Raw genomic sequence first — 12,681 nt, 5'->3', positions numbered from 1 at the left:
ATGTTCGCGGGACGTCCTGTTTTTTGGGGCGTCCGAGCGAAAAAAAGTTCCACGTTTGATGGGTAAATGCCATGACGGTTGTTCTCGACACCTCCCCCCCAAGGTTAGAATGCGGGAAATCAGGATGAGTCAATGACCCAGAACACCCTCTCGGAAGCCGAATACGATGCGATCACCGATGCCGCCGCGCATTGGTGCATGCGTCTGCACGCCGTCGACTGCACCGCCGAAGAGCGGCTGGCGTTCGAACAATGGCGCGATGCACACCCGCTTCACGCGTTCGAGTATGAGGCGATGCTGGAAATCTGGGACGTGGCTGAACACTTGCCGCGCCCGGAACCCGCACCGGTTGTGCCGATTCGCCAACCCGTCAGCTCATGGCGCCATTACGCCGTGGCGGCGTCTGTCTGCGCACTGGCTTTGCCACTGGCGGCCTGGACCGGCTGGAACCTCGGCTGGCTGCCCAACAGCTATCAGCATTTCGCGGCCACCGATAACGTCCGCCATGTCACCCTGGGTGACGGCAGTCAGGTCGAGCTGAACCTCAACACCGAGCTGACCTACAGCAACTTCAAGGACGAGCGTCGCGTCACCCTGAAAAAAGGCGAGGCGTTCTTTGAAGTCAGCCACGACCTGAGCCACCCGTTCATTGTCAGGGCCGCCGAAGGCAGGATTCGCGTCACCGGCACTCGCTTCAACGTCTGGATGTATGAGGATCAGGTGAAGGTCAACCTGATCGAGGGTTCCGTGCTGGTCACCAGCAATTCCCGACTGGCCGGTGACGGCTTGCGTCTGGGGCCCTCGATGCAGGCGCGCTACAAACACGGCGACGACATGCCGCAAATCAGCCAGACCTACGCCAACGACAACTCGCTGGCCTGGCGCAGCGGCAAACTGGTGCTCGACAACCTGTCGCTGAACGAAGCGTTGCCGCAGATCAACCGTTACCTGGACAAACCGCTGATGCTCGCCGACAACTCGACTGGCTCGATCCGGGTCGGCGGGATCTACAACATCAAGGAACTGAACAGCTTCGCCAGTTCCCTGCCCAAAGTCCTGCCGGTGTTCCTGACCCGCAACAAGGACGGCAACCCGGTCATCAATCCGATGCCGCAGCAACCGGTAAAAAACTGAAGGCCGTTCCCGTGAGGGAGCGGCCTTCTGCTTTGGCACTTGTCAGCGATGTTTACCGTTGATTACTGCGCCGCGACTTTCCCCGCCTTTTCCAAATCATCGCGCACGGTCTGCACCTGATACTGCGGATCAGCCTTGATCTGCTGTTCGGTGAATGGCAACACGCTCCACTGTTTCTTCGAGAACGCCTCGGTCTGGTCGCGGGAATACTTCGACGCCGGATCGCTGGACAACGAGAACGCCAGCAAACCCTGGGCATGCGGCCCCTTGTCGTCGAACGTCACGACTTGCAGGTAACTGGTGCCGCTGACTACCTCCAGCTTGCCGTCTTCACGAGGCACGCTCTGGATCGCATTGTAAATGCCAAGCGTACCCGGGCCACCGTGGATCGGCGTTTGCTGGCCGCCACTGCTGACCACCTGCACATCGCCCCAACGGGTTTTCTCGGTCAGGCCCATTTTGGTGGCGGACTCGGCCGACGCCAGCATGGCCTCGCGCAATGCCTTGGCCACTTCCGGCTTTTCAATGGCCAGCCCGCGTGGTGTGTGTTGCGCATCCTTCGGATCGAACGCCACACGCCAGGCCTGCGGCGATTCCTGCATCGCTTGCATGATGGTCTGGAAATGCACCAGCCCGACGCCCGATTCCAGATTCGCCCGGCCGTCCCACGCCTTCAGGCTGCTGCACACCGATTTCAACGCTGCATCAGGCTGGGAAGCACAGAACTTCAACAGATCCGGCACCACCTGCGTTGCCAGGAACACCTGATCGTCCATCACCATGTGTTGCAGGTCCTGCACCGACACCGGGCCTTTTTTGCTCAGGGTCGCCAGACGATCCAGCGCAAAGCGCGAGCGCAGGCCCAGCGGCTGGCCGTCTTGGCTGATCAAAGGCGAGAACCCGGTCAACGGTTGCGCCGGGTTGGCCAGCCACGCCGAATCGTTGGAGTGCTGGACGAAGTCCTTGCGCAACAACTGTGGCAACTGACTCGAAGCGTAAATGCCCTTTTGCGCGGCTTGCGGATCGATGTCCCAGGCGCAGGCGCTGTTGGAACCGTCGAGCACGATCATTTTCAGACCGGCGCGCGGGTCGCTGCACTTGGCCAGTTTGTCGGCGCTGACGTTCGGCACCACCGACAGGTTCATGTACAGCGTCTGGCCCTTGTCATCTACCGCCAGAGTGTTGACCCACGGGATGCCCTGAATGGTGTGCACCGAATCTTGCAGATCCTTGAGATTGCCGGCGCGGTTCATGGCGTACCACTGTTTCAGCACTCGATCATTGTCGAGGTTGGCATCGCGCAGGCTATAGGCGAACTGATTGTTCCAGTCCAGTTTTCCGGGCCACTGCACGATCGGGCCGAACTGCGAACTGTAGACATCCCGCGACACCGGCACGACCTGGCCGTCCGCCTGTTTGACCTGCACCGTGACGGTCTGTTTGTTCATCGGCAACGACTGGCCGTCGAGCAGGTAACGGGTCGGATCCTTCGGATCGAGTTGCAGGCGATACAGGGTGAAATGCTTGGACGAGTCGACGGTGTGGGTCCAGGCCAGGTGTTGGTTGAAGCCGATGTTGATCATCGGCAAGCCCGGCAGCGCCGCGCCCATCACATCCAGTTTGCCCGGAATGGTCAGGTGCATCTGATAGAAGCGCATGCCGCCGACCCACGGAAAATGCGGGTTGGCCAGCAGCATCCCACGGCCATTGAACGAACGCTCGCTGCCCACCGCTACCGCGTTGCTGCCACGGTCCAGGGCGAAGCGCTGCTGGCGCGTGTCCGCCAGTTGGTAAGCCCGCGCATCGTTTTCAATCTGCGCAGTGGCCTGCGGCGGAGTAGCACCCGCCAAAGCTTCGGCGAACTGACCAACACCGCCCTCGACCAACAGACGACGGGTCAGCTTTACCAGGTCTTCGGCGGCGATATCGCGCACCCATTCACCCTGGCACTGTTGCGGCAGCCCCTGCTGACGGCGCTCGGCCAGGTAACGGTTGTAGCCGGCGGCATAACCTTCCACCAGATCACGCACTTCGACCGGCTGGGCCTGCCAGAAAGCGTTCACTGCCTGCGGCGTGTTGAGCCACTGGAAGAACACGTCGCTGACGCGGTTCTCGCGCTCTTCGACTGTCAGTTGCTCCGGCCCGAAGTACCGCGACCGCTCGCCGTTGACCGTCACGATCTCGTTGGCCAGCAGGCACAGGTTGTCCTGCGCATAGGCATAACCGATGCCGAATCCGAGACCGCGTTCGTTCTCCGCACGGATGTGCGGTACGCCAAAACCGGTGCGGCGGATGTCGGCACCGGTCTGAACGGACGGGCTGAACGCCTGCGCCGACAGACTCAGCCCGAGAAACAGGCCGGCAAGGGTCAGTCCGGTGAATTGCCTGGAAATAGTCACGCTCGCTCCTGATCGAAATGCCGTAGAGCGAACCGCCCGCCACCGTGAACACGTCGGGCCCGGCTCGCTCTGAAATCACCCACGCGTCACGCGCAATGAGCCTGTCCAGAAAACGAAGCCGCGGAAAAAAAATTTAGTCGGTCACACAGCCCTCTCGCACCGTAATCACGGGGAAAAGACAAAACGGCGACAAATTTTCTACATTTTTCGCTTCATGATTTGTCGAGCTGAAACGTCTTGTTTAGAGAGAGCACAAAAAACCTTTCCTGATCAGGCTCTGAAAGGAGTAACCGCATGTACAACCCACCCCTACCATCGGAAGGTAGCCAGACCCCACAAGGAGCGCCCATGGGTTCGCACGTCGACGTATTCGGGCAACGGATCGAGCGTCACGGCAATGAGCGCATCCGTTTGCTGCTTAAAAGCTTCGGCCTGCGCACCAGCCTGATTCGCCTCAAAGTCATCGACACCCTGCTGGTCGCCGCCGAGGACGACCGTCGTCTGGGTGTGCGTGGCGTGCACAGCCAACTGCTGGATCTGGACATTCCGTTGTCCTTCCTCAGCGTTCGTGAAGTGTTGAAGCGTCTGTGTGCCGAAGGCGTGATCACGTTCAACGACGACAAGAGCTACAGCCTCCATCCCCAGGCTGCCGCGGTGCTCAACAACGATTGAAGCACCCGGCAGACGCCGTCAGGGCTTGACCTTGCGGCGCATCACACCGTTGATCACCACGACCACCACCGCCACACCGATGGCGATGTACTGGAACGTTTGCTCGCTAAGCTTGCCGGCGTTTTGCAGCCAGGACAGGCCGAGCATGATCAGCAGTACGGCGACGGCGATCAGAATCGAATATATCAAGCGTTGCTTATGGGTCATTACAGGTTCCTGAACCGTTGGAATGTATCGGGTTTGTATCGGCGTTGATGCCATGCGCATACCGTTTGACGGGGATGCGCCGCGGTAAACGGGGTCTCATGTTACAGCCGATGAAGAGCTTTGGCTTCAAACGGCGTTAACCATGAGGATCCTTGAAATGCTGCGTCGAATCACCTGGCTGATTCCTGTCCTTGCACTGCTCACCCTGAGCGGCTGCATCATCTTTCCCCACGGCGGCTGGCATGGCGATCATCGCCACTATGGGCCTGGCCCCGGCTACTACTACCATCGTTAAGCCATCTCACGGAAAGGATGCCAGCGTCCGTCCGTTCAAATGCAACAACGGATTTAAGCGTCAGGAAAAATGCCCACAGGAATGTGGGCATTTTTTATGGCTCGGCCATCAATGCCGTAGGGCGTTTCACCTGTGCAAGCAAGAAAGTCTCCCTCCGCAACATCACGCATAACCGCGTCATAGACCGTCACACCAATGGCGTAGGAACAATCCCTGCTCATCCCTACCCTTTGCGCTCCCTCTCGACGATCGTGAAAGCGCATGCAAAGAACTCTCATCCCCCTCCCCCCACTCCAGGCACTCGGTTTCTGTCTGGCCATTACCCTGTTCGAATGGTTGACCTACATGGCCAGCGACATGGTCATGCCGGCCATGCTGACCGTCACCCGGGATCTCGCAGCCGAGGCCGCTCACATCCCCAACGCGTTCAATCTGTATCTGATCGGCGGCGTCTGCCTGCAATGGCTGATCGGGCCGCTGTCCGACCGGTTCGGCCGGCGCCCGTTGCTGCTGGGCGGTTGCGCACTGTTCGGCGTGACCTGCGCGGCGGCTGTCGCCACGCCCGGCATCGAAGTGTTCAACGCCCTGCGCCTGTTGCAAGGCATGGGCCTGGGGTTTGTCGTGGCGGTCAGTTACCCCGCGCTTCAGGAAGTCTTCTACGAGGCCGATGCGGTGCGCCTGATGGCGTTACTAGGCAATGTCGCGCTGCTTTCACCCCTGCTCGGCCCGCTGCTCGGCAGTCTGCTGCTGGAGTGGCTGAGCTGGCGCGAGCTGTTTCTCGGTCTCGGTCTGATCGCGACACTGACCTGGATCGGTCTGTATGCCTGCATGCCGGAGACGATCGGCGTTGTCCGCCACGATGGCGGTCAGCAAGTGCCGATTCCCTTTTCGTTTCGCCAGATCGGCAGCCGTTACCGGGCATTGCTGTGCAATCACCGGTTTGTCGGCACCTGCCTGGCCCTGGGTCTGATGAGCCTGCCACTGATTGCCTGGATCGGTCTTTCGCCGCTGTTGCTGGTTCAGTTGCTGGGCCTGACCACGCGCGAATATGCGCTGTGGCAGATTCCGGTGTTCTCGGCGGTCATCGTCGGCAATCTGATCCTCGACCGACTGCTGGCGTCGCGGGAGCTGTCGCAATTGATTCGCCTGGCGCTCTGGCCGTTCTGCCTGGGTTTGCTGACCTTGATCGCCACCGCACTGACCAGCCTTTCGCTTGCCGGATTGATGACCGGCCTTGGGCTGTATGCCGTGGGGCTGGGCATGAGCAACGCCGCTTTGTACCGACTGGCACTGTTTTCCAGCGATGACAGCAAAGGTCTGGTGTCTGCCGCGATCGGCATGATTTCGATTGCCGTGATGGGTGTCGGTGGTTCGTTGATCGCAGCGATCGGCGGCGGCACCCGTCTTGAATCCTTCGCTATTTGGGCGGCGCTGGGCGGGCTGCTCAGCCTGCCCCTGCTGTACCGGTTTCTGCCACACGTCCCGGCAGACACCGCTTCTTCAACATAACGACAAGGACGCCTGATGAACCACTTCCCCTACAGCGACGCACTCTGTGCGTTGACGCAACCCTATTGCCCGGATTCCGTGCCGGACGGGCTGTTTAACCAGGCCATGGCCGAAATGAGCCGGTTCCACTGCCAGCACACTCCGGGCTACGAACACTGGCTGAACGCCAATGGCCTGATCGTTGGTGACCTGGATCACCTTGATGACTGGTCGCGGCTACCGCCGATTTTCGCCAGTTATTTCAAGCGCCAGGCGTTGCTTAGTTCCACCGCAGCGGACGCACTGGAACTCACTTCCTCCGGCACCAGCGGCGAAAAAAGCCGCATGCGTTACGACGAGCGCAGCCTGGGCGCGGCCCAGAACATGGTCGAGCGGATCTTCCAGCACTATGACTGGGACACCCTGCACACGCCGTGCAACTACCTGCTGCTTAGCTATGAACCCGAGGGCGGCATCAGCCTGGGAACATCATTCACCGATCAGTTTCTGTGCGGCTTCGCGCCCGTCAATCGCGTGGCCTACGCACTGCGCCGAACGGGTGGCGGTCATGAATTCGACGGCTTTGGCGTGATCGCAGCCTTGCAGTCCTTCGCCGAAGAAGGTTTGCCGGTACGGATCTTCGGCTTCCCGGCCTTTCTCTGGCAGACCCTGCAACGCATGCAGGCGACCGGGGTGGCTGACCTGCAACTGGCGCAAGGCTCGCTGACGCTGTTTGGCGGCGGCTGGAAAACCCACGCGGCGCAAGAGATTCCCCGCCAGCAACTGTACGAACGCATTCACCGCCAACTGGGCATCGAGATGTCCCGTTGCCGTGACGGCTACGGCGCAGTCGAGCATGCGGTGCCTTATCTCGAATGTGCTCACCACCGTTTCCATGTACCGGTCTATTCGAAGGTTTTCGTGCGCCATCCCGCTGACTTTACGGTTCAGCCTTACGGCCGTCAGGGCTTGCTGAGTTTTGTCTCGCCTTACATTTCTTCGAGCCCCGCGCACGCGGTGGTCATGAGCGATCTCGCCACCCTGCATCCCGGCGCCAGCTGTGGCTGTGGTCTGTCCACCGACTGGTTCGAACTGCATGGCCGCGCGGCCACCACCGCTGGCCGTAGCTGTGCCATGGCCGCCTCTGAATTGCTGGGGAAGCACTGATATGCACTTGATCAACGGACAGCTTCACGACGACTGCACCCTCGACGGCGCACTGCAACAGCTTTACCTGGATTTGCCGGAACGATTGGCCAAAACACTCGACACAGCGACCGTGCTGGGCGCAGCAGCCTCTTTTGCCAAACGTCTGCAGGATCCGGACACGGCATTGCCCATCGATCCCGAGCAACGCCAGTCACTGATCGAGTTCTGCCAACCCGCTGCCCTGCGGCGCAAGCTTGAGCGCGAACTCGGCGAACAGCCGGGCAGCCTGCGTCGCCTCGACTATCGCCAGTCACGCTTTGAACGCTGGAGCCCGCTGGGCCTGGTGGTTCACATCACCCCCGGCAATGCAGCGCTGCTGGCTTTCTGTGCGGCGATCGAAGGCCTGCTGGCCGGCAACGTCAATTGGTTGCGCCCCAGCAGCAGCGATCAGGGTGTGACCGCTCAATTGCTTCATGGATTGGCGAAGTGCGATGCGACCGGCCAGATTGCCGGGCATGTCGCCGTCGTTCCGGCCAGCACGGCCCAGATCGGTCAGTTGTGCCAACAGGCCAACGGGGTTTCGGCGTGGGGCGGGGAATCGGCGCTGCAAGCCATCCGCCAGCAACTGGCGCCCGGATGTCGCTGGATCGACTGGGGCCACCGCATCAGCTTCATCTACCTGACACCGGCAGCGGTCACGCCAGACGCGTTGGACGCCGTGGCCGATGAAGTCTGCCGCCTCGATCAGCAGGCCTGCTCCAGCCCGCAATGGCTGCTGGTGGACAGTGACGATGAAAACACTTTGCGTTCAATAGGCGAGGGACTGGCCGAGGCGTTCGAGCGTCGATCCCGGCAATGGCCAGTCCTGCCACCTTCGATTCAGGAAGCCTCGGAAATTACCACCCGAACGGCGATGGCGCGGCTGGCCCAGAGCTTTGGCGGGGCCAGCGGTCATGTGTGGCAGGCGCCAGACTGGCGGGTGATCTGGACCCACGACCAGCAACTCGGTCCCTCGCCGCTGTTTCGCAGCCTGCTGCTCAAACCGATGCCGCGAGCACGGATCGCCGAGGCGCTGTTGCCCTGGCGAAACGTGTTGCAAAGCGCCGGGCTGATGTGTGCCGAACAAGAAATGGCCGAACTGGCTCAAACGCTGATCGCTGCAGGTGTCACACGGGTCACTCCGGTGCAGGCAATTCACGAGGGCTATGAGGGCGAACCCCATGACGGCGTGTATGCCTTGCAGCGCTTGAGCCGACGGGTATCGGTCAGTCTGCCGGCTACAGAGCTTGCGACCCGTGCCACGCTCGATCCGCTGCCGACGCCACCCTGCGTGGCCAATCTGCCGATCATGAGCAAGGACGCCTTTGTCACCCGCCCGATCCATCCGGCGGCCCGATTGTATTTCCGCTCCGGCGGCAGCAGCGGCACCCCGGCGTTGGCCGGTTACAGCTACCGCGATTTCGATCGGCAGATGCGTGCCAGCGCCGACGGTTTGTTCGCGGCGGGCCTCGACCCGAACCGCGACCGGGTGATGAACCTGTTCTTCAGTGGCGGGCTGTATGGCGGTTTTTTCAGTTTTTCCAAAGTGCTGGAGCTGCTGGGGGCCACGCACCTGCCGATGGGGGCGCCGGCCGATGACGATTACCGCGAGATCGCGCAGATAATCATCGACCAGCGCGTCACCGTGTTGGTCGGTATGCCCAGCACCCTGCACCGTCTGTTCCTCAATGAGCAGGCACGGCTACGCGAATATGGCGGGATCGAAAAAGTCTTCCTCGGCGGCGAACACCCCGGCGAACAAAGCCTTGCGCTGATGCGCAGCTGCGGCGTCGGGCTGATCCGCTCGGCCATTTACGGCAGTGTCGACGCCGGGCCGCTCGGCCATGCTTGCCCGGCCACCGGCGATGGCGTGTTTCATCTCATGAGCGATATCCAGCATCTGGAGATCGTCGAATTCGAGGCCGATCGACCGGTCAACGACGGTGAAACCGGGCGCCTGGTATTCACCTCCATCGAGCGCGAGGGTCAGGACGTTCAGCGCTACGACGTCGGCGACAGCGGTCGCTGGCTCCCCGGCGTGTGCGAATGCGGACTGCCCACGCCGCGCTTCGAGCTGCTGCAACGTCACGGCAGGCTGATGCGCATCGGCACCGACTTCATCTGCCTGTCGCAACTGGCAGAGCATCTGCAGACCGAGTTCCAGCTGATCCTCGAACATGTCCCGGACGGCCTGGAGCGCATGCGCTTTCGCAGCCCACGGCAAGCCGATGATGTTCAGCGCCGCCTGCTGGACTATCCGACCCTGGCGACGCTCATCCACACCGGACTGCTGACCGTTGAGGCAGAGGTTTGCGGCAGCGGTCGGTTCACCCGCAACAAACACAGCGGCAAGACGCCGCTGCTGATCGACAATCGGGGCGTTGGTCCCTGCGCAGACAGGCAAGGAGCCGAACATGAACACACGATTTGAACTGCAAGAACTGGTGACGTTGGCACGACGGCACTCCAGCTTTTATGCAAGCCACTTCGCCGATATTCCCCCGCACATCTCATCACTGGAACAACTGCCGGTGATTGACCCGGTGGAATACTGGAAAGGCAGTCATGACCTTGACCAGTGGCCTGTCCTGACGGCGCCGCTGAATGACGCACTGGTTTTCAAGACCGGAGGCACCACCAGCGCCGGCAAGTTTTCACTGTTCCGGCGCGAGGAATGGCAGACGCTGGTGACGGACTTCGGTCGCAGTCTCGACGCGCAGCTGAGCGCCGGGGACCGGGTGGCCAACCTGTTCTTTGCGGGTGACCTGTATGCCAGTTTCATCTTTACCCACGATGCGCTGGCGCAGGTTGAAACCGAGATCGTCGAGTTTCCCTTCACCGGCCATATCGACTCGAACCTCCTCGCCGATGCGATCGACCGGCACCGGATCAATGTGCTCGCGGGTATACCGGCCCATCTGCTGAGCTTTGCCGCGTGGCTCGAGCAGAATGGCCGGGCCCTCGAGGGTGCCACCGCCCTGCTCTACGCCGGCGAAAGCCTGTTTGACGCACAGTTGCAACGGCTTGAGCGGGTGTTCCCCAATGCCCGCGTGGCCTCGATCGGCTACGCCAGCGTGGACGCCGGATTCATCGGTGCCAGCCATCGTGACTGTGCTCTTGGCGAACACCGGGCTCCCGAAGGCCACGGTGTGCTGGAAATTCTCGACGAACAGACCGGTGAAGTGATCGAAGAATGCGGTCGGGTCGGGCGCCTGGTCATGACCAACCTCACGCGCCGGTTGATGCCGTTGATCCGCTACCCGGTCGGCGACCGTGCGTGCTGGCGAGAGCCGCCAGGCACGTCGGGGCGCAAGTTCGCGCTGATGGGCCGCTGTGCCGACAGCCAGAGGGTGCGCGTGGGCATTCTGACTCTGCTGCCGCAATCGATTGGCGAGACCGTGCGGCGCATCACCGGCAGCGACGAATGGCAACTGGTCATCGAGCAGGATGACGCCATGGATATCCTGCGCCTGAACTGGGCGCCGGACGCCCTGACACCGGCAAACGCTGAAGCCGACCAGACGCTGCACAGTGCCTTGATCGAAGACTATCCGTTGATCAGGCAACTGAGCGCCGATCACCTGCTGGCATTGCAGATTCGCTGTTGCAAGGTTCAGGAGCTGGCACGCCATCCACGCTCCGGCAAGCGTCAACGTGTGCTCGATCGGCGCGTCTACAACGGCTCTGGCCAGGGGACCTGCTGATGGACGCGATCACCCTGCGGGGCTACCGCACTAGCGACGCCCCGGCCGTCAGTCGCCTGTTCAGAAAGATCTATGGCGACCATTACGCTCAGCCGCATGTTTATCTGCCCCGCATGATCAGCCAGAACCATGCCGACCGCCGCTGGCACTCGTTGGTAGCGGTGGCGAACGGTCAGGTGGCGGGTCACTCCGCGTTGATTCTCGACAAAGGATCATCCCTCGCCGAACTGGCCCTGAGCGTGGTAGATCCGCAGATCCGTGGGCAAAACGTGGCCACGCAAATGGGCCGGCATTTGCTGATCCATGCGCAGGCGCTGGGTTATCAGGGGGTCACGATCAAGCAAATGACCCATCACCCCTACACCCAGAAAATGGCCGCTGGCCTTGGTTTTCACAACACCGGCGTGTTGCCCGATCACGCACCGTCGCCCTTTGGCGGCGCGGTGACCGAATCGCTCGTGCTGGGTTACGCCCCGGGCGATGGTTATCAGCGCCCGTTGCCGGCTTTGACCTGGCCGAATGAATGCCGTGAGTTCATGCAGCAGATGTGCGACATGTTCGGAACGCGCTTGAACGTGTCGCCCTGGGTCGGCGCACCGGCGCAGCTGGAACAGCGCTGGGGGCGATACGACGGGGTATTCAACGAAGTGGACGACAGTTTGCTCAAGCAGCTGCAGCAACTGCCCGACCATTGGCTGATTTCGATCAGGCTCAGGCTGGCGCAGGGTTTCGACAATGCCTGGCGCCGGTTATCGGCGAGGGGTTTCGTGTTCAGCGGACTGGCGCCCGATGACAAAGGCGCTGGATGGCTGGCGTTGTTTCATCGCGGGTTCCAGCCCAAACCCCTTGAACTGCATTGCCCGCAAATGCAGCGATTGCATGACGATATGCAGCGGCAGATCGCCTCGCCCTCTAAATTCCACGCTTGCGGCAATCGCCCATAAACGAAAGAGCCCGCCCCGTTACCGGGGCGGGCTCTGTCTGTCATGCCTTGGCTTTTATACCTTGATCGGTAGGAGGCTTGCGTTCTCCGCCCTGACCGTAAGTCTGCAGGTTCTGCAGTACATAAATGGCTTTCTTGTACTCCGGAATCAACGTATTCGCGTACTTGTTGCCCTTGAGATTGTTGTTCTGGATGGTATCGAGTTGCGTCGCGAAATATTCCAGCGCATTGAACTTGGCATCCGGATCCTTCTGAATACCGAAGCGATCGAACTTGTCGCCGGCGTTGAGCAAGGTCATGGACGTGATCTCGGAAATCAGGCCCCGGCCACGCAGCATTGCACTCAGACTGCCCAACTGTTTGGCCGAAACATTGGTGGGATCGAAACCCTTGATGTTCTTGTGCAGCCCCTGCTTGTCCATTTCCGCGGTACTGATCGCAGTGGGGTCGTTGCCGACCAGGGCCAGCATCTGCTTGACCTTCACACTTTGAGAAACCGGTTTGCTCGAGCTGCCTGTATCTCGAACCAGCAAACCCGCCTTGGGTTGCCAGGCACCGGTATATCCGATAGTCATGAGCAAGCTCCTTGCGAGGAAAACATGAAAAATTCCTTGTTGAACGACTTTTGAGTTGCCCGGAGTATCGGCCGGC

At 61.0% G+C, this 12,681-nt stretch carries 11 protein-coding genes; 8 read left to right on the top strand and 3 right to left on the bottom strand.

Annotation, left to right across the window (positions count from 1 at the left end; genetic code table 11):
* Nucleotides 1-132: 132 nt before the first annotated feature.
* Nucleotides 133-1,134: a FecR family protein gene (locus AC0R79_RS14640; protein WP_375747037.1), complete on the top strand. Its 1,002-nt coding sequence runs from the start codon at nucleotides 133-135 to the stop codon at nucleotides 1,132-1,134.
* Between the two features lie 62 nt (nucleotides 1,135-1,196).
* On the opposite strand, the gene pvdQ is transcribed toward AC0R79_RS14640, so the two are convergent.
* The gene (gene pvdQ / locus AC0R79_RS14635; protein ID WP_474730159.1) at nucleotides 1,197-3,533 is read right to left on the bottom strand and encodes a bifunctional acylase PvdQ; all 2,337 of its coding nucleotides are present in this window, start codon (nucleotides 3,531-3,533) and stop codon (nucleotides 1,197-1,199) included.
* A gap of 294 nt (nucleotides 3,534-3,827) precedes the next feature.
* Here pvdQ and AC0R79_RS14630 point away from each other — a divergent pair, with 294 nt between their 5' ends.
* A complete protein-coding gene (locus AC0R79_RS14630) occupies nucleotides 3,828-4,205 on the top strand; it encodes a fe2+ zn2+ uptake regulation protein (protein WP_045121840.1) in 378 nt (125 codons plus the stop codon).
* Between the two features lie 18 nt (nucleotides 4,206-4,223).
* On the opposite strand, the gene AC0R79_RS14625 is transcribed toward AC0R79_RS14630, so the two are convergent.
* A complete protein-coding gene (locus tag AC0R79_RS14625; protein ID WP_007957552.1) occupies nucleotides 4,224-4,412 on the bottom strand; it encodes a hypothetical protein in 189 nt (62 codons plus the stop codon).
* Between the two features lie 142 nt (nucleotides 4,413-4,554).
* On the opposite strand from AC0R79_RS14625, the gene AC0R79_RS14620 reads away from it, so the two are divergent.
* From AC0R79_RS14620 to AC0R79_RS14595, 6 genes are all read left to right on the top strand, one after another.
* Nucleotides 4,555-4,707, top strand: a complete 153-nt coding sequence (locus AC0R79_RS14620; protein WP_375748081.1) for a hypothetical protein — start codon at nucleotides 4,555-4,557, stop codon at nucleotides 4,705-4,707.
* A gap of 261 nt (nucleotides 4,708-4,968) precedes the next feature.
* Nucleotides 4,969-6,216 carry an MFS transporter gene (locus tag AC0R79_RS14615; RefSeq protein WP_474730156.1) on the top strand — a complete coding sequence of 416 codons (1,248 nt, stop codon included), beginning with the start codon at nucleotides 4,969-4,971 and terminating at the stop codon, nucleotides 6,214-6,216.
* Between the two features lie 15 nt (nucleotides 6,217-6,231).
* On the top strand, nucleotides 6,232-7,362 hold the full coding sequence (locus AC0R79_RS14610) for a LuxE/PaaK family acyltransferase (protein ID WP_474730154.1): 1,131 nt from the start codon (nucleotides 6,232-6,234) through the stop codon (nucleotides 7,360-7,362).
* A 1-nt stretch (nucleotide 7,363) separates the two neighbouring features.
* The gene (locus AC0R79_RS14605; RefSeq protein ID WP_474730151.1) at nucleotides 7,364-9,814 is read left to right on the top strand and encodes an aldehyde dehydrogenase family protein; all 2,451 of its coding nucleotides are present in this window, start codon (nucleotides 7,364-7,366) and stop codon (nucleotides 9,812-9,814) included.
* On the top strand, nucleotides 9,798-11,087 hold the full coding sequence (locus AC0R79_RS14600) for a phenylacetate--CoA ligase family protein (protein WP_474730149.1): 1,290 nt from the start codon (nucleotides 9,798-9,800) through the stop codon (nucleotides 11,085-11,087). The genes AC0R79_RS14605 and AC0R79_RS14600 overlap by 17 nt, the downstream gene beginning before the upstream one ends.
* Nucleotides 11,087-12,031, top strand: coding sequence for a GNAT family N-acetyltransferase (locus AC0R79_RS14595; RefSeq protein ID WP_474730146.1), 945 nt, complete (start codon nucleotides 11,087-11,089; stop codon nucleotides 12,029-12,031). Before AC0R79_RS14600 ends, AC0R79_RS14595 begins: the two co-directional genes overlap by 1 nt.
* Before the next feature lie 40 nt (nucleotides 12,032-12,071).
* Here AC0R79_RS14595 and AC0R79_RS14590 read toward each other — a convergent pair whose 3' ends face one another.
* Nucleotides 12,072-12,605 (bottom strand): hypothetical protein, encoded by a 534-nt coding sequence (locus AC0R79_RS14590; protein WP_375747029.1) that lies wholly within the window; start codon nucleotides 12,603-12,605, stop codon nucleotides 12,072-12,074.
* Nucleotides 12,606-12,681: the final 76 nt, after the last annotated feature.

The sequence above is a fragment of the Pseudomonas sp. HD57-3 genome (assembly GCF_056113135.1).
This window is presented reverse-complemented; position numbering and strand designations above follow the sequence as displayed.